This window comes from Paenibacillus sp. FSL H3-0457 (genome assembly GCF_037981725.1).
Lineage (GTDB): Bacteria > Bacillota > Bacilli > Paenibacillales > Paenibacillaceae > Paenibacillus > Paenibacillus amylolyticus.
Map to the genome: position 1 here is coordinate 2,535,245 of NZ_CP150283.1, position 20,644 is coordinate 2,555,888.

The following is a 20,644-nucleotide window of genomic DNA, read 5'->3' on the forward strand; positions in this document are numbered from 1 at the left end:
GGTGAGCGCATTGGCAAAGGCAAGCAGTCAAGGTTTGACTGGCAAACAAAAAGCAGCAATATTGTTGATTACATTAGGTCCGGAAGTATCGGCTCAGATATTCAAACATCTGCGTGACGAAGAGATCGAGCAACTTACGTTGGAGATTGCCAACGTTCGCAAAGTTGATTCTTCCGAAAAGGATATGATCATGGCCGAGTTTCACCAGATCTGTCTGGCGCAGGAATATATCTCTCAGGGCGGTATCAATTACGCCAGAGAAATCTTGGAGAAAGCTCTGGGTTCATCAAAAGCACTTGAAGTCATTAATCGTTTGACAGCTACGCTGCAAGTCAGACCATTTGACTTTGCGCGCAAAGCAGATCCGAACCAAATTTTGAACTTTATTCAGAATGAAAGCCCGCAAACGATTGCCCTGGTTCTGTCTTACCTGCAATTCGAACAGGCAGCAGCGATTCTATCATCCTTGCCGCAAGAGAAACAGGCAGATGTCGCTCGCCGGGTGGCTGTTATGGATAGTACTTCGCCGGAAGTCATCTCTCAAGTGGAGCGGGTTCTGGAACAAAAACTATCTTCTACCGTAACGCAGGATTACACGAATGCGGGTGGTATCGAATCGATCGTTCAGATTCTGAACGGAGTCGATCGGGGGACAGAGCGTACCATTTTGGACTCACTCGAGATTCAGGATCCGGAGCTTGCAGAGGAAATCAAAAAACGCATGTTTGTATTCGAAGATATCGTCAATGTGGATGATCGTTCGATTCAGCGCATTATTCGGGATATCGACAACGCAGATCTGCAACTCGCACTCAAAGTGGCAAGCGAAGAAGTTCGGGATGCCGTGTTCCGGAATATGTCGAAACGGATGTCGGAGACATTCAAAGAAGAGATGGAATTCATGGGACCTGTGCGATTGCGTGATGTTGAGGAAGCTCAGACACGTATCGTAGGAACGATACGCAGATTGGAAGAAGCCGGTGAGATCATTATCGCACGCGGTGGAGGAGATGATATCATTGTCTAATTTGATTAAGTCTTTCCAGTATGTACCCGTTGATGACCGTAAAAAACTTGAAAATCATCATCATTATGGTGGTACTGAGGAGTCTGAAACGGAATTATACGGTGATAGTGCTGAAGGTTCTGAAGCAGAAACGCTTCAAGCACGCGTGGACGAAGAAACACAACGTCTCACCGCAGAGATGCTGGAAGATGCCAAGGAGTTTGCAGAAAAGCAAGTACGTGAAGCTTCAGAAGAAGCGGAGCGCATGCTTCAAGAAGCCCGTGAACAGATCGATAGCTGGTGGCAGGAACAACGACAACAGGATGAACATCTGACCGAAGCACTACGTTCACAAGGTTTCCAACAGGGTTTTGAAGAAGGCAAAGTACAAGCTGAACTGGATCTCCAGGTGCAGATCGAAAAGATGATGAATGAAGCCCAAGAAGTGCTCAAGGAAGCTTATGTAGCTAAAGATCAGATCATTCAGGAAGCCGAACCGTTCCTCGTGGAACTCGCTTGCGGGATCGCTGAGAAAGTCATTGATAAGCAACTTACCATTGAACCCGATCATACATTGGAACTGATTCGTCAGAGTTTGTCACGTAAGCGGGAGCAGGGCTTGATCACACTTTGTGTGGCACCTGATCAGTTTACATTTGTACAGGCAGCTCGTGAAGAATTGTCTCTTTCCATTGACTCTCAGGCAGAATTGCAGATTTTGCCTGATTCAACGGTCAAAGATAAGGGATGTGTCATTCGTTCTTCGTTCGGAAGTGTAGATGCGAGAATTGATACACAGCTTGCAGAGATTAAAAAAGAACTGGTCCGCATAGCACTTGAGGATGAGGAGCGAAAAAATCAACATGAAGGTTCTTAGTTCACAGCGATATATGGAACATTTGCGCCAATTCGATCCTGTTCGTATTAACGGCAAAGTTACTCAGGTCATTGGTCTTATGGTGGAGTCAGAAGGGCCAGATGCAAGTATCGGTGACGTATGTTATATCTATCCTGGTAAATCGGCCAAGCCTCTTCAGGCCGAAGTTGTTGGGTTTCGAGATAACAAAGTGCTGCTGATGCCACTGGGTGAACTTCAATCCATCGGTCCTGGTTGCGATGTAGTAGGTACGGGTAAACCACTCGGCGTTCAGGTAGGCTCCGAATTGCTCGGTAAAGTATTGGACGGACTCGGACAACCGCTGGACGGTTCCCTCCTTCCATCCAGAATGCCGATGTACTCTACCTCCAATACACCGGTTAATCCAATGGATCGTCCGCGTGTACTTGAAACGATGGGTGTTGGTGTAAGAGCTATCGACGGATTGTTGACCGTAGGTAAGGGACAGCGTGTAGGTATTTTTGCCGGTTCTGGTGTTGGTAAGAGTACATTGATGGGCATGATCGCTCGTAATACAGCAGCAGATGTCAATGTCATCGCACTAGTGGGTGAGCGTGGACGTGAGGTACGTGACTTTATTGAACGGGATCTGGGTCCAGAAGGACTGGAACGTTCCGTAGTCATTGTTGCAACTTCAGATCAGCCTGCCCTGATTCGGATTAAGGGAGCAGTTATTGCGACCACTATTGCAGAGTATTTCCGAGATCGTGGAATGAACGTGATGCTCATGATGGATTCGGTAACCCGATATGCGATGGCACAAAGGGAAGTGGGTCTGGCCGTAGGCGAACCTCCGGCAATGAGAGGATATACGCCATCGGTTTTTGCAAGTTTGCCCAAACTGCTTGAACGGGCGGGTACAGGACCTACCGGTTCGATTACAGCCTTTTACACCGTTCTGGTCGATGGGGATGACATGAATGAACCAATCGCGGATGCGGTAAGGGGTATTCTGGATGGACACATTGTGTTAAATCGATCCATTGCAAATAAAGGTCATTTTCCAGCGATTGATGTGTTAGCCAGCATAAGCCGTGTTATGAAGGATATTGCTCCGGAAGAGCAGTTGGAAGCCGTTAATAATATGAAACGTTTGATGGCTGTGTACAAAGAATCGGAAGATTTGATCAATATTGGAGCTTACCAGCGGGGATCAAATGCAGCCATAGATGAATCGATAGACCAGATTGATAGTATATGGAACTTTACCAAGCAGAAAGTCGACGAGAAAGTCACTTTAAGTGAAGTACAGGAACGTTTGATTCTTGAATTTGCAAGGAGATGAATGGGTAAACGATGAAATTTCGATATCATTTCCAGAAAGTTGTTGACCTGAAGAGTAATGAAAAAACACAGGCAGAGTGGATGTTATCCACAGCGATCGGTAAACTTCAGACGGAGGAAGAACATCTGATACAACTTCTTAATGATAGAAGTAATCTGATCGGCATTATCCAATCTGCTACGGAAAATACAGCGTCTGTAAACAGTCTGCAGGAGATGCAGCGTTATGTACATCACCTTGACGAGTGCATTTCACGCAAAAACAGTGATGTTAAACATGCTCAGGTCAATGTGCAACGGAATCAGACGTTTCTGAACGGTAAGATGGTTGATGAAAAAGTATGGCTTGGAGCGAGAGACAAGGCAAAAATCAAATTTCAGCAGGAGATGCTCCTCCGGGAACAGAACGATCTGGACGAGATGGCTACTGTACGCTTCGCTGCCAAAGCCGGACGCGCGAATTGATGTGAGCCGGACGCGAAGTTGTCTCGTGAAGGAGGAATGAACGATGGCTGTTAAAGATGATAGCGACATGGAAAAAGAGTCGGGAGGCGGTTGGGAAAAGTTTCTCATGATTTCTATCCCGATTGTATTCACCGTGGTATTACTAGGTGTACTACTTACGCTATTTAATGTAGATATTCGTAATAATTTGTTTGAATTCGCCAACAAGATACCGGTAGTTAAGGAATGGGTACCTGATCCTGTGCTGGACCCTGAGAAAGATAAGCTGGAGAAAAGTGAGCAGCAGGTTGAAAGTGCTGAAGCGACAATTGAAAAGCTGAAGTCCCAAGTTACGGCAAAAGAAACAGAACTTAAGGCAGCACAGGAAGCGACAACAACTGAAGCGAAGAAAGCAACAGACCTTCAGAAGAAGTTGGATGATGCGGAAAAAGCGGCTGAAACGGCTACAGCAGCAACGCCGGAAACGGAATCCGATTATCAGAAACAAATCAAAGATTTGGCTAAAATGTATGCTGACATGAGCCCAAGCAAAGCTGCACCGATTTTGCAAAATATGACGAATGAGGAAATGGTATTGTTGTTGAATGCCATGCAGTCATCTGCTCGGACCAAGGTGCTTGAAAAGATGGACCCGAAAACAGCAGCCGATGTCACCATGATGATGAAGGATGCTAAACCGTCCGGGGATCTGGCACTGGATGCGCTGCAATCCAGATTGAAGAAAGAAACCGCAGCAACTTCAACTGCATCCACAACCACAAGCAAAAACCTGGATAAAAACCAGCTTAGTCAAACATTTGCTTCGATGTCTGCTTCAAGTGGTGCCAAGTTATTATTGGAAACATACAAGTTAAGTCCTGACAAAACATTGACCATCCTGAATTCAGTAGATGATGCAACACGCTCTCAATTGCTTGAGAACATGTCTTCAGAGGACTCGGTTGAAACTGCAAAAATTTTGAACAAATTAATGGGCAACAAGTAGACCTGATTGCACTGTTTAACCGAGAGGAGGTGAAAATAAATGTCGATTGTATATCAAATGGCATCCACAGCAACTGCAAAAGCAACAGGAGCAGGTCAGACAACCGGAGCACAATCGAAAGGTTCAGTTGCAGGTGCTAGCGGTGAATTTCTCCAAACTCTTGCACAATCGCTATCTGGAGGAAACACAGAAGGTGATAGTTCAAGCGCTACTGGAAGTCTAACTGCCAATCCGTTGTTGTTTTCCTTTGCTACAAGTGAAGAAGGAGAAACGGCATCAACAATCACGGATATACTGAATTCGTTGTTCACGGACTTGGATTCACTTGACGAAGCTTTGGAAAATGACCCAGCTCTACTTGCAGGTTTGCAAACTCAGATTCAACAGATGTATACACAATTAACTAATCCTTCAGGTACTAATGAAGAAGGTTCCGACGAGTCTTCGAACGGAGCGGAAAGCGTAAAAACAGTACCCGCAATTGAACTGTCGCAGCATCCGGCAGCAGTACGTTTTGTTCTGCAAGATATGCTTACACAATTAGTAGCTGGAATGAATGATCCTGAGAGTAACGTTGCGAAGAACGCTCCTGAATTCAAACATTTGTTACAATCTCTGCAGAGTCAGCTTCAAGAGGCTGGAGTGGATACCACTAGTAACAAAGGATGGACTGAACTGAAATCCCTCCTGGATACATTGACTGCAGTTAAGGATCAGACTGCACAAGTCGCTCCAAGTACTTCGCTTCAAACATCCAAACAGGATTCGGTCATACCACAAGTTCTTGTTGCGGCAGTGGCGAATTCTGGAACCCAGGTAAAAGCTGAGACTGAGACAACATCTGCTTCAAATGCAGGTGGAGAAGTGGAACACTCAACCATCATTACTGCAGGAGAGCTGTCCTTGCGTTCATCAGGTACTACAGCAGGAAAACCGGCTGAACCTGTAATGCAAACATCACAGTTTGCCAAGGAAATGACACAGTTTGTTGTTAATAAGCTGGATATTGTCCAGCAAAAAGGATTTTCCGAGGCGACCATCTCACTTCGGCCTGAGCATCTAGGTAAATTGGATGTTCAAATTACCTTGCAGAACGGGCAGTTGGTTGCACGGTTTATGACTGAACATACGATGGCTAAAGACATGCTTGAACAACAAATGACGCAGCTACGTTCTTCACTTCAAGCCCAGGGAATTCAAGTGGAACGACTTGAGGTTACCCAGAACAGTTCAATCGGATCACAGATGTATCAGGACGGAGGCCGTCAGCCGGGAAGTAACTCTCAACAACAACGCCGTTCGCGTGAGCGTGAGGAACAATCGGATGATGCTATAGCTACAGCAGGGATTCAAGAAGAATTGCGTAACTGGCGTAGCGAGCAAGTCGAAGGAAACGAATTACAGAGAGATACGTTTAGTGCTGAGGCTTAAATAGAAATGAGGTGAGTAAATGGCTAATGAAAATGTTTCAATGAATAATACCTGGCCGAACTATTCGGCAGCCAATAAAGCAACCACAAGTGCTGCAACAAAAGAATTGGGTAAAGATCAGTTTCTAAAAATCCTGATTACCCAGCTGCAAAATCAAGACCCGATGCAGCCAATGGAGGATAAGGAATTTATCGCTCAAATGGCACAGTTCAGCTCAGTGGAACAACTGGTCAATATTTCTACGCAGCTTAAAACATTGAACCAGTCCCTTGGTGCTGTATCCGGTATGATTGGCATGGAGGTAAGTTGGCTTTCTTCTAATAAAGATGATAACGGAACTCTTCGTCAGGGTATTGTAGATTCCATCATTGTAAGAGATAGCGTTCAATACGCAAAAGTGGGCAACGACGAGATTAAGCTGGATGAGATCATTCAGGTGAATTATCCAAAACAGGCAGAAGAGAGTCAAACTCCAGTACAGAACGTTCAGGATGTAACTCCTGAAACGAACGAGAGCCAGGAAGTTGAATCATCCGCTGAAACGGGTGATACGGAAGATAGCGGGAAAACGATATGAGTGATCGCATAACGGTTGGACAATTATACGCAGGCCCGATTACACCGAATATGCTTCAAAGACCCAAAACGGGAGAAGCTTCGGCTATACCCGAAAAACCTTTTGCAAAAGTACTGGAAGATAATCTTCTGAAATTGAGCAATCATGCTGCCAAGCGATTGGAACAGCGTGGTATTGAACTCAAGACTGAGCAAATGGAACAGATTGGTTCTGCTTTGGACAAAGCTGCTGCCAAAGGAGCCAAAGAGTCATTGATTTTAATGCAGGATATGGCTTTTATCGTCAATGTCAAAAATCGTACTGTGGTTACAGCTATGGATAGTGAAAGCATGAAGGATAATGTGTTCACTCAGATTGATAGTGCCGTAATCATTTCTTGACCGGCTGGCCCTTCTCGGGAGCCGGAATGCCGCTGACCGACTGATGCGGTAACCAAATGAAGACTGGGAGGATTTTTAAAAATGTTGAAATCAATGTACTCAGGCGTTTCCGGGATGCGGGGTTTCCAAACAAAACTCGACGTAATTGGTAACAATATTGCGAACGTAAACACGGTTGGCTTCAAAGGCAGTCGGGTTATGTTCAAAGATATTATGAGCCAAACAACGGCAGGGGTAACTGCCCCAACTGATGCTCCATCTGGTGGTGTGAATGCAAAGCAAATCGGTTTGGGTGTATCTGTGGGATCTATAGATACACTGCATCTCGCAGGAAGCCCAATGACTACAAACAATCCGACAGACTTACGTATTAACGGAGATGGCTTTTTTCTTGTCTCCTTGGGTGGAGATCAGGAAATTCCTTACTTGACACGTGCAGGGGATTTCCATGTTGATGCTGCTCGAAATCTTGTAACTTCAGATGGTTTGTTCGTCTTAAGTAGTGAGGGAGAGCCCATTACAATTGGGGATGATGTTGTTTCATTCACAATCGGACAGAACGGTATGATTAATCAGACAATGGCTGATGGAACAATCGAAGGCGATACTCAAATTGGAATAGGGAAGGTAGTTAACCCTGAAGGATTGGAAAAAATAGGGGGTAACCTATACCGGATGACAGCTAACGCAAATCCTGACGGTACTCTTGATCCTTTAACAGCGAACAGTGCTGAGGACGGAACAGGAGCAATCATTGCTGGACAGCTCGAGATGTCTAACGTGGATCTGACTGGAGAGTTTACTGAGATGATCGTAGCTCAACGTGGATTCCAGGCAAACTCCCGAATCATTACAACGTCGGATGAAATACTTCAGGAAGTTGTTAACCTGAAACGTTAATAACTGATTAATGAATTTTTAAAACGTGGGGGAGCTTGCTCCTCCCACTCTGATTAAGGGGGCTTAGCATGATTTCGGTTACGCGGTTAAATGGTTCTCCCATGTGGTTAAATGCGCTGATGGTTGAAATTGTGGAAGAGACGCCGGATACGTATATTACTCTGGTAACTGGAAAGAGACTGATTGTGCTTGAAAAAGCCGCTGACGTTATTTCCAAGATTAAAGATTACAACCGTGAAATCGGGGTTCAGGCAGCCACTATTAAAGTGCAGCAAACGGAGGAATCCTGATGAAAAAAATGATGCCCTGGCTTGCAACAATGTTGCTGGCGATAACACTCATTGTGGTGGTTGTGTTTGTATTTATGCAAGGACAGAACGGGAATAAGGACGACACACATACGGCGGCAGCCTCAGAAGCTAAGAAGATGACTGCGGATGAGATTGTAGAGGTTTCCTCTGAGCTTGGAGAAATTAAAACCAATTTGGCTGATACGGATCATGTTGTAGTTGTCAGCTTCTCATTCAAGTTGTCAGACAAAACAGCCAAAGAAGATTTCGAGAAAATCAAAGAAATTACAGTGAAGCCTATTATCATTCAGACGTTTGCGGATACAAAGTCTGAGGAGCTGGCTACAGCGAAGGGCCGCGTACAATTTAATGAGAGATTGACGGGACTAATTAATGAAGCTTTACCTGAAGGTAAGTTGAGCAGCACCAGTTTTTCAGCTTTTGTAATGGCGCCAATGTAAATGAACAGAACACGCTGTAGACCTGTAAGGGGGTGAGAACATGGTGGATGTATTATCACAAAATGAGATTGACGCCCTATTAGCAGCCCTTTCTTCTGGTGAAATGGACGCAGAAGAATTGAAGAAGGAAGAAACTCAGAAGAAAATCAGATCGTACGATTTTAAGCGGGCAGTGCGTTTTTCCAAAGACCATATCAGAAGCTTGACTCGTATTCACGAAAACTTTGCACGCTTTCTCACCACTTATTTTTCAGCCCAACTGCGGACGTTCGTTCAAATCAATGTCGTTCAGGTCGAACAGTTGCCTTATGATGAGTTTATCCGTTCTATTCCTAAGATGACGATATTGAACATTTTTGAAGCGGAGCCACTACAGGGACGAATGGTGATGGAAGTCCATCCAAACGTGGGATATGCGATGTTGGATCGCCTGCTTGGTGGAACCGGAATTGCTCCAACCAAGATCGCATCCATGACGGAGATTGAGACGACCATCATGGAGCGGATATTCAGCCGAGCATTTGAAAGTTTGCAGGAAGCATGGAAAACTGTGTTGGATATCTCCCCAAGGATGGAAGCGCTCGAGACCAATCCGCAATTTATGCAGATTGTATCTCCCAATGAGACCATTGCTCTGATCTCGCTCAGTACCAAAATTGGTGACACGACAGGCATGATCAATCTATGTATACCGCATGTCGTTCTTGAACCTATTATGTCACGGTTGTCAACTCATCAGTGGTTTGTTTCGGAGAAGAAAACGAGAGCTCCGGAGGAGTATGATGCTCTAAAAGAGCGTGTAAACAAAGCCAAGTTACCAATCGTTGCGGAATTGGGAGAATCGAGAATTTCAATTGCAGAATTTCTGGGTCTGTCCGTTGGCGATGTCATTACGTTGAACAAACCAGTTGATGAGGGACTTTCCATAAAAGTGGGTGACAAACTGAAATACATGGGCAGTCCGGGGACAATCAAAGACCGTGTGGCTGTGCAAATAGACAAGATTGTCACCGAAGGAGTTGAAGAATTTGACGAGTAAGGATTATTTATCCCAAGAAGAAATCGATGCTTTGCTCAGGCAATCGGAATCGATAAACAGCTCGGAACCCGCTGAAAAGACGGTTGATGATTTTTTGACCGAGCTGGAGCAGGATGCCTTGGGGGAGATTGGTAACATTACATTTGGTAGCGCGGCAACAGCCTTATCCACGCTATTAGGCCTCAAAGTAGATATTACAACACCTAAAGTTTCTATCATTAGTCGAACGCAGTTTGAAGAAGCTTTTCCTAAGCCACATGTTGCCGTTCATGTGAATTACGTGGATGGATTCGAAGGTATTAACTCACTTGTTATCAAGAAGAGAGATGCCCAAGTCATCGCTGATTTGATGTTGGGTGGAGAAGGAAATCCGGTCGATGAAGAACTGAATGAAATCCATATTAGTGCAGTACAGGAAGCGATGAACCAGATGATGGGTTCCTCTGCAACCTCAATGTCCACGATTTTTAATCGTTTTGTGAATATTTCCCCTCCGGGAATCGATATTCTCAATCTGGAGAGTGGAGAGGGTGTAAGTAATCTTCCAGCAGATGAGACACTTATCCAAGTTTCATTTCGTTTGTTAATCGGGGATCTGATCGATTCCAATCTGATGCAGTTGCTTCCAGTACATTTTGCCAAAAGCATGGTAGATATGCTGATTGGAGGCGCTCAGGAGTCAACTGCCAGCGCACCAGTGGCATCAACACCTGAACCTGCGCCAGCAGCTGTACCAGCAACGCCACCACCGGTTGCGGAGCAGCCGCCCGTTCAGCACCAACAGGCTCCACAGGCTCCACAACAGCCTGCTCAGGACTATAACGGATATGGACAGGCCCCGATGGGTATGCCTCAAGGAATGCCGCCACAGCAGCCGTATGGCATGCCACCGCAGCAACCTTATGGTGCACCTCAACATTACGGTGGAATGCCAAATAGGAATGTTAACGTACAACCAGTTCAATTCGCCAATTTGCAAAATGGGGCGTATGGTCAGGTAGACGAAAACAATTTGAATTTATTGATGGACATTCCCCTTAAGGTCACCGTAGAATTAGGAAGGACCCAGAAGCAAATTAAAGATATTTTGGAACTGTCACAGGGTTCGATTGTCGAACTGGATAAGTTAGCCGGGGAACCTGTCGATATTTTGGTGAATAACAAACTGATCGCCAAGGGAGAAGTTGTCGTTATTGACGAAAACTTTGGTGTTCGTGTTATAGATATCGTTAGCCAATGGGACCGTATTCAGAAATTACAATAAGCACAATTTAGGGAGGACTTGAATCAAGATGGCAAACCGAATTTTAGTCGTAGACGACGCTGCATTTATGAGAATGATGATCCGGGACATTTTGTCCAAAAATGGATATGAGGTTGTTGGTGAGGCACAGGATGGCTCACAAGCAATTGAGAAATTTAAAGAGCTTCGTCCGGATCTAATCACAATGGATATTACGATGCCTGAGATGGACGGCATTGCAGCTTTGAAAGAAATCAAGAAGATTGATGCTAACGCTAAAGTAATTATGTGCTCCGCGATGGGTCAACAAGCGATGGTAATCGACGCTATTCAAGCAGGTGCTAAAGACTTTATCGTTAAACCGTTCCAATCTGACCGGGTTATCGAAGCGATCAGCAAGACACTGGGCGTTTAAGAGACATGATGATGGCTCAGGGTGATATTCCAGGAGGAGCTGGCGTGGGAAGTAATTATTATTTACAGCTTGTATGGGTGATTGTTGTCCTGGCCGTCATCCTGGCCCTTATTGTTTATCTGATCCGTTTTCTAAACAAAAGGAATCAGCAAATGTTCCGGCACGGCACAATTCGTACCCTGGGCGGAGTTGGACTGGGGCAAAACAAGTCGTTGCAAATTATGGAAATTGGTGGGTGTGTATATCTGCTTGGTGTAGGTGAAGACATCCAGTTGATAGATAAGGTTTCGGATTTGGAAGAGGCCCAAAGAATCATTGATTCCTTCGAACGAGATGCTGCTGCACAACAAGGAAATCTCTCACCTCTCATTGCCAAGCTCACAAAACGTTTCCGTAAAGAAGAACCGCCGCGGGAAATGGAACTAGAGGACACAACTTCTTTTCACGAAATGTTTGAATCCAAACTTCGGCAGATGCCTAACCGTAAAGAGAAGATGGAAAAGCTCCTGGATAAAGACAATACTACAGATCGGTCGAGGGATTCATGAAGAAAAAGATTTGGTTAGCGTGTTGTTTATTAGGACTTATCAGTCTGGCATCTGTAACGGTTGCCTTTGCCGAACCCATTCCGAATATTGATATTCAGATTGGAAACGGTGATGGAGGGACACCAAGCACGAGTTCACTGTCCATCATTCTGTTAATTACAGTGCTTAGTATTGCTCCAGCAATGCTTGTACTGATGACCAGTTTTACCCGGATTGTAATTGTGCTCGGTTTTATACGTACATCTTTGGGTACACAACAAATGCCACCCAATCAGGTGCTGGTCGGTTTGGCGCTATTTCTGACACTTTTCATTATGTCGCCGACGTTGTCTTCCATAAATCAGGTAGCGCTTCAGCCCTATCTCCAGGGAGAGCTTACGCAAACCGAGGCACTTGAAAAAGCAGCGGATCCCATGAAGAAATTTATGTTTAGTCACACCAGAGAAAAAGATCTTCTGCTGTTTATGAAGTACAATCAGACTGAACAACCAAAGACCTATCAGGATATCCCCATTACTGTTATGGTGCCGGCATATGTAATCAGTGAGTTGAAGACAGCATTCCAGATGGGGTTTATGATTTTTATTCCGTTTCTGGTTATAGACATTGTTGTCGCGAGTACACTCATGGCAATGGGGATGATGATGCTTCCGCCGGTCATGATCTCATTACCTTTCAAAATACTGCTCTTTGTCCTTGTGGACGGGTGGTATCTGGTTGTCAAGTCACTGTTACTGAGTTTTAACACTTGATCCGGAAAGTTAAAGGAGGACGGTCATGACTTCGGAATTTATTATCGGTCTGGCCGGGAAAGCGGTATACACGTCATTGCTGGCCAGCGCACCTATGCTTATACTAGCTCTGGTTGTAGGACTTGCAATCAGTATTTTTCAAGCGACAACTCAAATTCAGGAACAAACATTAGCTTTTGTGCCCAAGATTGTTGCCGTACTTCTGTCAGTACTTTTGTTTGGACCTTGGATCTTAAATATCTTGGTCGATTTCACGTTTAACATTCTCGATAATCTATACAGATACATAGGGTAGGCTTTAGCAGATGGAGACATTGTTGCAAAGTTTCCCTGTCGCTCTGCTTATGTTTTGTCGAATCACATCATTTTTTGTAACTGCGCCAGTTTTTTCGGCTCGAAATGTGCCGGCTTCAGTTAAAATAGGTATCTCTGCATTTGTCACATTATCTGTCTATCTGATTTACGGAATAGACCAGACCGTACCCACAGACCTGAGTTATGTCTTATTGATCATCAGAGAGATTCTAATTGGCCTGCTTTTAGGTTTTGTGGCTTATCTGTTGATGACGGCTGTTCAGACTGCGGGGACCTTTATCGATCTACAGATCGGTTTTGGTATGGCCAATGTATACGATCCAATGACAGGTGCTTCCGCTCCACTTACGGGTAACTTGAAGTATGCATTTGCTATGCTTCTGTTTCTAACGATGAATGGTCACCATTATTTGCTGGATGCGATAGTTTACAGTTACCGGTGGGTACCATTATCTAATGTGTTTTTCCTACGGTTGGCAGATGGAAGTATTGCTGAATTTTTGATTCAGACCTTAGGTCAATCATTTATGCTGGCTTTTCAGATGTCGGCTCCGATTGTAGTTGCGTTGTTTTTGACGGATGTTGGATTGGGTTTTTTGGCCAAAACTGCTCCTCAATTTAATGTATTTGCAGTTGGGTTGCCGCTTAAGTTACTCGTTGGTCTTGCTATTTTGCTTTTGCTGGTTCCCAGTTTCTCCTTTGTATTTAGTCAATTGTTCGAAGCGATATTCAGATCGATGGAAAAATTGCTTGGAACCATTGGACAAAGGCCCGGCTGAGTGAAACGGAGGAAAAGACACGGATGAAACTTCAACTCGACCTCCAGTTGTTTTCAGGGGAGAAGACGGAGAAAGCTACCCCGAAAAAGAGACAGGATACACGAAAAAAAGGACAGGTTGTAAAAAGCGCTGAACTATCTGGCGCATCCATTCTCCTAATCGTGTTTTTGATCATGATGGTATTCAGCAATTTCTATAAAGAACGTATAGTTCGTCTGTTTACAGATATCTTCATCAATCGATTGAGTATGGATATCACCGGAGAGAATGTGATGGCGCTTATGATGCGCTATGGCATTGAAGTTTTGTTATTGATCGCTCCCGTTTTGCTGGGTGCGTTCCTGGTTGCTTTGATCGTTAACTACATGCAAGTTGGTTTTCTTCTTGTAGGGGAAGGTTTGAAGCCAAAACTTGAGAAACTGGACCCGATTAAAGGTTTCAAAAATATATTCTCTCTCCGCTCATTAGTGGAATTTGCTAAATCCATTTTGAAAATGTCGCTTATCGGTTATCTCGTTTACAGTACAATTAAAGGCTACCAGTCAGATATTGCTTCACTTTCTCATTTTTCATTGGATGCTATTTTACATTTCGCTGCGTCGATTACTTTAAGTCTTGGTATCAAGATTGCAGTGGCATTAATGATACTTGCGATATTTGATTACATGTATCAAAAGTATGACCATGAGAAGAAGATTCGTATGTCCAAGCAAGACATCAAAGACGAGTACAAGAAAATGGAAGGTGATCCGCTGATCAAAGGTAAAATCCGGGAACGCCAGCGTCGTATGGCTATGCAGCGCATGATGCAGGAAGTGCCAAATGCGGATGTGATCATCACGAACCCGACCCACTTTGCGGTTGCGCTAAAGTATGAAGGTTCCGAGATGGAGGCACCACAGATTATTGCCAAAGGTCAGGATTATGTCGCCTTGCGTATTAAGGAAATAGCCAAAGAAAACGGTGTTATTACGATGGAAAACAAGCCGCTGGCACGGGCATTGTTCCAGAGAGCCGAGATTGGTGACGCTATACCGGCCGATTTGTTTCAAGCGGTAGCTGAAGTGCTGGCTTATGTATATAAACTAAAGGGCAGAACGAAATAAAAGGGGATCGGAGGCCGTACATTCATTGAAGATTAAAGATATAGCTGTCCTTGCGGGTATCATTGGCATTGTGTTGATGATGATTCTTCCGATCCCAACCTGGCTGTTGGACTTGTTGCTGGTCGTCAATATTTCAATTGCACTGATGATACTCCTTGTTGCAATGAACAGCAAAGAAGCGTTACAGTTTTCTATTTTTCCAGCTTTGCTGTTGATCACTACACTATTCCGACTGGCTCTGAACATTTCGACTACCAAGCTAATTCTTGGTGAAGGGGATGCTGGAGCTGTAGTTGCTACCTTTGGTAGCTGGATTGCTGGAGGGCAAATTGCAATTGGATTTATCGTGTTTTTGATCCTCGTTGTCGTTCAGTTTATCGTTATTACAAAGGGGTCTGAGCGCGTAGCTGAAGTTGCTGCCCGATTCACCCTTGATGCGATGCCTGGTAAACAAATGAGTATTGATGCGGATCTGAATGCGGGTCTGATCAACGAGCAACAAGCTCGTGAGCGTCGTTCCAAAATTGAACGTGAAGCCGATTTCTATGGAGCGATGGATGGAGCAAGTAAATTCGTAAAAGGTGACGCAATTGCAAGTATTATCATCCTCCTGATCAATCTCATTGGTGGATTTATTATCGGTATGACTGTGCATGGGATGGCTTTCGCAGATGCGATGGCAACGTACTCTGTACTGACTATCGGAGATGGATTGGTAAGCCAAATCCCGGCTCTGCTTATTTCCACAGCAGCAGGACTTATCGTCACCAGAGCGTCATCAGAAGGAAACCTGGCAGATGATATTACGGGGCAACTGTTTACATATCCAATACTAATTTATATCGTAGCTTTCGTTATTGCCATGCTCGGTTTCTTCACACCAATTCATGTTATTACTACGCTTCCGTTGGCAGGTGTGTTGGCATATGCCGCGTGGCGTATGCAGAATAATCTGAATTTGAAACAAGTAGCGGAAGAACAGTTGGAAGAAGAACAGCAGATTGAAGAGGTTAGAAGTCCTGAAAGTGTAATTAACCTGCTTCAGGTGGACCCTATTGAGTTTGAATTTGGTTATGGTTTAATCCCGCTTGCTGATAATCAGCAGGGTGGGGACTTATTGGATCGGATCATTATGATTCGGAGGCAGTGTGCTCTTGAACTGGGGTTGGTCGTTCCGGTTATACGGATTCGAGATAATATCCAGCTCAGACCCAATGAGTATGTTATCAAAATCAAGGGTAATGTGGTAGGTGGCGGAGAACTGTTGTTGAATCATTACCTTGCCATGAGTCCTGGCTATGATGAGGAGTCTGTGACAGGTATTGAAACGACGGAACCTGCTTTTGGACTTCCGGCACTATGGATTGATGAAGTAACCAAAGACAGAGCCGAACTTGCAGGATATACGGTCGTTGATCCGCCTTCCGTTGTGGCTACACATCTGACGGAACTGATTAAGAAACATGCGCATGAGTTACTTGGAAGACAAGAAACAAAAGCACTTGTGGATAATCTCAGAGAGAACTATTCTGCCCTTGTGGATGAACTGATCCCTTCTCTACTTTCCATTGGTGATGTACAGAAAGTGCTTGCCAAGTTATTGCGTGAGAAAATATCTATTCGAGATATGGTTACCATCTTCGAGACACTGGCTGACTATGGTACGTATACGAAAGATCCTGATGTGCTGACTGAATACGTCAGACAATCCCTCTCACGTCAGATTACTCAGCAGTTCTCACAGAAAGGTGAGACACTTCGAGTGATCACGGTTGGACCTGGTCTTGAGAAGAAAATTGCTGAAAGTGTGCAACAATCGGATCAAGGCAGTTATCTTGCGCTAGACCCTGTATCTACACAAAGTGTATATCAGAAGCTCAGTGAACAAGTGAACCGTTTGATTCAATCAGGTCAACAACCTGTTGTATTAACTTCTCCAACCATTCGGATGTATCTGCGTCAGGTTATTGAACGTACTATGCAGGACATTCCTGTGCTATCCTACAGCGAGTTGGAGCCGAATGTTGAAATTCAAAGTATCGGGGTGGTGAACTTATGAGAGTAAAACAATACGTTGTTGAGACCATGCCCGAAGCTATGCTTCAAATTCGCAAAGACCTGGGAAGTGATGCCGTTATTCTGTCCACCAAAGAGATTAAGGTGGGCGGTGTAATGGGAATGTTTCGCAAAAAACGGATCGAAGTTGTAGCTGCAGTGGATAAGGAAGAAAACAAGCAAACAACAAAGCCAGTACAAAATCAATTCACGCCTGTACCTCGTGCATTTGTACCTGAGGCTTATCGGCAAACAGCTCGTTCGTTTGTTGCGGCTTCTGATGAGTCGGTGACAACGAATACAGCTGATCAAAGTGTACAGGACCAATCTGCGGCTGCACCGTCTGTGTTTGAATCGCGTAATATCGGTTCAAACATAGACAGCGGCTCAGGTTCTTCGAGCACGGATCATAAACCGCGACCGCAAGGGGCGGATTTTTCGGGTTCAACAACTGCTCCGAAGCCAACAGGTTCAGACCTGCAGCAGGATAAGTTAATGACTGAATTGCAGGATCTTAAACAGATGGTGACCAGGCTTTCAAAGCAAGGTACTTCTGCGGACCCTGTGCCAGAGGAACTGCATACGATCCGAGAACGTTTGACAGAACAAGATGTTTGGCCTGAAGTATGGGAATCCTGGTTTGATTCAATTCAAGCAAAATGGTCTGAGAATGGATTAAAAGAACAAGATGTAGAGCAAATAGTGAAGCTTGAGGTTATGCACTTTTTGGAGCAACGTATTGAAGAAGGCATTCTTCCTACCACGCGAATCGTCTATGTAGCTGGACCAACCGGTGTAGGGAAAACTACGACAATTGCAAAATTGGCTGCTGAACAAATGTTCAAAAAACAGCGTAAAGTTGGATTCATTACATCAGATACGTATCGGATCTCGGCGGTAGAACAGCTTAGAACGTATGCATCTATACTGAATGTTCCACTTGAGGTGGTGCAATCGCCTGGTGATACACAACGTGCCATTTCTCGATTAGAGAATTGTGATTTGATCTTTATGGATACAGCGGGTAGAAACTACAGAAATGAATTACTTGTTTCAGAACTGCAAAGTTTGCTTGCTCCTGTAGAGAATAGCGAAACCTTTCTGGTCATGAGTATGACTTCCAAAAGTGCTGATATGGTGCAGATCACGGAACATTTCAGTAAATATGGACTGGATAAGGTGATTTTCACCAAAATGGATGAGACTGGGAGCTGCGGTCCGCTATTTAACTTGTTACACCGTTTTCCACTCAAGCTCGCATATGTGGCAAATGGACAAAATGTTCCGGATGATTTGTTGAAACCAGATGCAGATTCGTTGTCCAAACAGTTGCTGGGAGAATGGTCACAATGAAGGATCAGGCAGCTACACTTCGAAGTATGGTCTCCGCGCCAATGGAAATGGAAGGCATTGAGCGAGATATTCGATCCTCGAAAATCATTACTGTGGCCAGTGGTAAGGGAGGTGTTGGCAAATCCAATTTCACACTGAACTTTGCCTTGGCATTGCAGGCTTTGGGGCAAAAGGTACTTGTATTTGATGCCGATATTGGAATGGCTAATATTGATGTTCTTATGGGTACGTCTTCTTCCTATAATCTTTACCACCTGTTGTACCGACAAAAATCCATAAGGGAAATCATACAACTGGGTGCCAGTGGCTTGCCTTACATTGCTGGAGGATCGGGCATGAAAGAGTTGTTCTCATTGTCTGATCGTGATCTGGAGTTTTTCGCCAGTCAAGTCGAGGATATTGCCCAGGAAATGGATTATGTCATCTTTGACACTGGGGCAGGACTCTCCAGAGAGAATATGAAGTTCATCGGTGCTGCTGATGAATGCCTGATTATAACTACACCTGAACCGACTTCAATAACCGATGCTTATGCTTTAGTCAAAGTTATGCACGGCCAGGAAAATGCTACACCCTTTCGGATGATCGTTAACCGGGTGGAAGACGAACGAGAAGCGGAACGGGTGGCAGAAAAAATAGCTGGAGTGGCGAGGCGGTTTTTGCAGACGGATATTCCGCTGCTTGGGTATATTTCAGAAGACGCCCAGGTAGTCAAGGCGGTTAAAAGGCAAATGCCCTATAGTCTGGCTTATCCGAATGCCAAAGCCTCTAAAGATATAGAGAAACTTGCTCTTCGTTATCTGGCTGTACCTGCAACTCCGGGATCCGGAACCTTGACAGGAATCAGGGGATTTATGAATAAGTGGCTTAAACGAACAACATGATTTCTGAATAAAGGAAACAGGGGTGACACAACATGGCGGCGTATCAAGTATTGGTTGTCGATGATTCCGCTTTTATGCGTAAGATTGTTACGGATTTGATCCAAGCGGATCCGGAATTCAAGGTTACGGCAACGGCATCAAACGGTAGAGAAGCGATTCAAAAATCACTAGAATTGAAACCCGATATTATTACAATGGACGTTGAGATGCCCGAAATGAATGGGTTGGATGCATTAAAATCAATTATGAAGGAATCTTTCGTTCCTGTGATTATGCTCTCTGGTATCAATGAACAAGGCATGAAAGAAACCATTATGGCGCTTGAAGCCGGGGCATTTGACTTCATTCGCAAACCATCTATTTCACATGACCAGGATATTGCTCAAGTTGGTAAAGCCTTGGTTGAGCGCATGCGTGCTGCGATGAATGAGATCAAAAGAAAAGCTGATCGTGAGTTATCCATGAAAAATAGAGACATGTTGCGAGGAGCAGTTGCTCCCCCAACTCAGCCAGTACAGAAAGAACTGCCGGCTAGGGATCGAGCGGAGCCTGTGAAAAAAACGATCGAACCTGTCGAGACGATTCAACGCTCTCTTCGAGAGCGCACTGAAGCCTTTCAGGCCAAAGCCAAGAAACCAATTGAACCATTGTCACCTTCAAAACCAGGTCGCGTAGAGAATAAACCGGAGCCTTTGCCAAAGGCTGAGCGTAATTTGGGGACGAAGGCAGAAAAAGCAGTGAGGTCAGCTAATCCAGTACAGACTCCAAAGGAAGTTCGACTACCTAATGCAGCTAGAGTGGCAGCTGATCAAATAGCGGCAACTTCTGCCTCTGCAAAAGCCAAGGATGTAATCAAGCCTAATCCTGTTCCCAAAGGTGGAGGAGGGCTGGAAGGACCATTCAACAAACTTGTGGCAATAGGTTGTTCTACGGGTGGACCGAGGGCTCTCAAGACATTGCTCGAGCAGTTGCCTGCTGATTTGCCTGCACCGGTCATTATTGTGCAGCATATGCCGCCCAATTTCACACGTTCTCTGGCTCAACGATTGAATACATTCAGTCCACTGCATGTGGTTGAAGCTGAAGAGGGCATGGTTCTGAAAAAAGGAACCGCCTATATAGCACCCGGCGGATTCCATGTGAAAGTTAACAAAACAGCAGACGGGAAGTTTATCGTGAAGTTGACTGAAGATCAACCAGTGAATGGCCATAGACCTTCAGTGGATACGATGTTTGAGTCACTTCTGCCGTTTACATCTTTACAAAGGCATCTTGTTTTGCTAACGGGAATGGGAAGTGATGGAGCACGTATGATGAAGAGATTATACGAAGCCGGAGTTACATCAACCTTTGCCGAGAATGAAGAAACATGTGTTGTATATGGTATGCCGCGTTCTGCTGTAGAGCTGCAATGCGTTCGTCATCTTCTGCCATTGCAGGAGATTGCTTCTAAACTTGTTCAAGCAGTGAAATAACGG

General features: G+C 44.7%; 23 protein-coding genes. All 23 read left to right on the forward strand.

What is annotated here, in order from left to right; all coding sequences use genetic code 11:
- Positions 1-10: 10 nt before the first annotated feature.
- The 23 genes from fliG to cheB all read left to right on the forward strand — a co-directional run bounded on the left by fliG (position 11) and on the right by cheB (position 20,641).
- Positions 11-1,027, forward strand: a complete 1,017-nt coding sequence (gene fliG / locus MHH25_RS11380) for a flagellar motor switch protein FliG (RefSeq protein WP_036609368.1) — start codon at positions 11-13, stop codon at positions 1,025-1,027.
- On the forward strand, positions 1,020-1,883 hold the full coding sequence (locus MHH25_RS11385) for a FliH/SctL family protein (protein WP_340020007.1): 864 nt from the start codon (positions 1,020-1,022) through the stop codon (positions 1,881-1,883). The genes fliG and MHH25_RS11385 overlap by 8 nt, the downstream gene beginning before the upstream one ends.
- Positions 1,870-3,189, forward strand: coding sequence for a flagellar protein export ATPase FliI (fliI, locus tag MHH25_RS11390; protein WP_036609365.1), 1,320 nt, complete (start codon positions 1,870-1,872; stop codon positions 3,187-3,189). The genes MHH25_RS11385 and fliI overlap by 14 nt, the downstream gene beginning before the upstream one ends.
- An 11-nt stretch (positions 3,190-3,200) precedes the next feature.
- On the forward strand, positions 3,201-3,653 hold the full coding sequence (gene fliJ, locus MHH25_RS11395) for a flagellar export protein FliJ (RefSeq protein WP_036670362.1): 453 nt from the start codon (positions 3,201-3,203) through the stop codon (positions 3,651-3,653).
- 43 nt (positions 3,654-3,696) lie between these two features.
- Positions 3,697-4,638, forward strand: coding sequence for a DUF4088 family protein (locus tag MHH25_RS11400; RefSeq protein ID WP_221824181.1), 942 nt, complete (start codon positions 3,697-3,699; stop codon positions 4,636-4,638).
- A gap of 39 nt (positions 4,639-4,677) precedes the next feature.
- Positions 4,678-6,069 (forward strand): flagellar hook-length control protein FliK, encoded by a 1,392-nt coding sequence (locus tag MHH25_RS11405; protein WP_340020008.1) that lies wholly within the window; start codon positions 4,678-4,680, stop codon positions 6,067-6,069.
- Between the two features lie 19 nt (positions 6,070-6,088).
- Positions 6,089-6,646, forward strand: coding sequence for a flagellar hook capping FlgD N-terminal domain-containing protein (locus MHH25_RS11410; protein WP_017689182.1), 558 nt, complete (start codon positions 6,089-6,091; stop codon positions 6,644-6,646).
- Positions 6,643-7,026: a TIGR02530 family flagellar biosynthesis protein gene (locus MHH25_RS11415; protein ID WP_047842481.1), complete on the forward strand. Its 384-nt coding sequence runs from the start codon at positions 6,643-6,645 to the stop codon at positions 7,024-7,026. The genes MHH25_RS11410 and MHH25_RS11415 overlap by 4 nt, the downstream gene beginning before the upstream one ends.
- An 81-nt stretch (positions 7,027-7,107) precedes the next feature.
- Complete coding sequence (gene flgG, locus MHH25_RS11420; RefSeq protein ID WP_036609361.1) at positions 7,108-7,926, forward strand: flagellar basal body rod protein FlgG; 819 nt, start codon at positions 7,108-7,110, stop codon at positions 7,924-7,926.
- A gap of 68 nt (positions 7,927-7,994) precedes the next feature.
- Positions 7,995-8,216, forward strand: coding sequence for a flagellar FlbD family protein (locus tag MHH25_RS11425; protein WP_017689179.1), 222 nt, complete (start codon positions 7,995-7,997; stop codon positions 8,214-8,216).
- Positions 8,216-8,677, forward strand: coding sequence for a flagellar basal body-associated FliL family protein (locus MHH25_RS11430; RefSeq protein ID WP_036609360.1), 462 nt, complete (start codon positions 8,216-8,218; stop codon positions 8,675-8,677). Before MHH25_RS11425 ends, MHH25_RS11430 begins: the two co-directional genes overlap by 1 nt.
- Before the next feature lie 40 nt (positions 8,678-8,717).
- On the forward strand, positions 8,718-9,716 hold the full coding sequence (gene fliM, locus MHH25_RS11435) for a flagellar motor switch protein FliM (RefSeq protein ID WP_036609359.1): 999 nt from the start codon (positions 8,718-8,720) through the stop codon (positions 9,714-9,716).
- On the forward strand, positions 9,706-10,980 hold the full coding sequence (gene fliY, locus MHH25_RS11440) for a flagellar motor switch phosphatase FliY (protein ID WP_036609358.1): 1,275 nt from the start codon (positions 9,706-9,708) through the stop codon (positions 10,978-10,980). The genes fliM and fliY overlap by 11 nt, the downstream gene beginning before the upstream one ends.
- Positions 10,981-11,008: 28 nt before the next feature.
- Positions 11,009-11,374: a response regulator gene (locus MHH25_RS11445; RefSeq protein WP_017689175.1), complete on the forward strand. Its 366-nt coding sequence runs from the start codon at positions 11,009-11,011 to the stop codon at positions 11,372-11,374.
- A gap of 11 nt (positions 11,375-11,385) precedes the next feature.
- Positions 11,386-11,922 (forward strand): flagellar biosynthetic protein FliO, encoded by a 537-nt coding sequence (locus MHH25_RS11450; RefSeq protein WP_100529395.1) that lies wholly within the window; start codon positions 11,386-11,388, stop codon positions 11,920-11,922.
- The gene (gene fliP / locus MHH25_RS11455) at positions 11,919-12,674 is read left to right on the forward strand and encodes a flagellar type III secretion system pore protein FliP (RefSeq protein WP_036609355.1); all 756 of its coding nucleotides are present in this window, start codon (positions 11,919-11,921) and stop codon (positions 12,672-12,674) included. The genes MHH25_RS11450 and fliP overlap by 4 nt, the downstream gene beginning before the upstream one ends.
- 25 nt (positions 12,675-12,699) lie before the next feature.
- Positions 12,700-12,969 carry a flagellar biosynthesis protein FliQ gene (gene fliQ / locus MHH25_RS11460; RefSeq protein WP_017689172.1) on the forward strand — a complete coding sequence of 90 codons (270 nt, stop codon included), beginning with the start codon at positions 12,700-12,702 and terminating at the stop codon, positions 12,967-12,969.
- 10 nt (positions 12,970-12,979) lie between these two features.
- A complete protein-coding gene (fliR, locus tag MHH25_RS11465; RefSeq protein ID WP_036609353.1) occupies positions 12,980-13,768 on the forward strand; it encodes a flagellar biosynthetic protein FliR in 789 nt (262 codons plus the stop codon).
- 23 nt (positions 13,769-13,791) lie between these two features.
- Positions 13,792-14,874, forward strand: a complete 1,083-nt coding sequence (gene flhB, locus MHH25_RS11470; RefSeq protein ID WP_179086416.1) for a flagellar biosynthesis protein FlhB — start codon at positions 13,792-13,794, stop codon at positions 14,872-14,874.
- 25 nt (positions 14,875-14,899) lie between these two features.
- Complete coding sequence (gene flhA, locus MHH25_RS11475) at positions 14,900-16,933, forward strand: flagellar biosynthesis protein FlhA (protein ID WP_036609349.1); 2,034 nt, start codon at positions 14,900-14,902, stop codon at positions 16,931-16,933.
- The gene (gene flhF, locus MHH25_RS11480) at positions 16,930-18,282 is read left to right on the forward strand and encodes a flagellar biosynthesis protein FlhF (protein WP_076326818.1); all 1,353 of its coding nucleotides are present in this window, start codon (positions 16,930-16,932) and stop codon (positions 18,280-18,282) included. Before flhA ends, flhF begins: the two co-directional genes overlap by 4 nt.
- On the forward strand, positions 18,279-19,166 hold the full coding sequence (locus MHH25_RS11485; protein WP_340020009.1) for a MinD/ParA family protein: 888 nt from the start codon (positions 18,279-18,281) through the stop codon (positions 19,164-19,166). The genes flhF and MHH25_RS11485 overlap by 4 nt, the downstream gene beginning before the upstream one ends.
- 32 nt (positions 19,167-19,198) lie before the next feature.
- On the forward strand, positions 19,199-20,641 hold the full coding sequence (gene cheB / locus MHH25_RS11490; protein ID WP_047842490.1) for a chemotaxis-specific protein-glutamate methyltransferase CheB: 1,443 nt from the start codon (positions 19,199-19,201) through the stop codon (positions 20,639-20,641).
- Positions 20,642-20,644 lie beyond the last annotated feature (3 nt).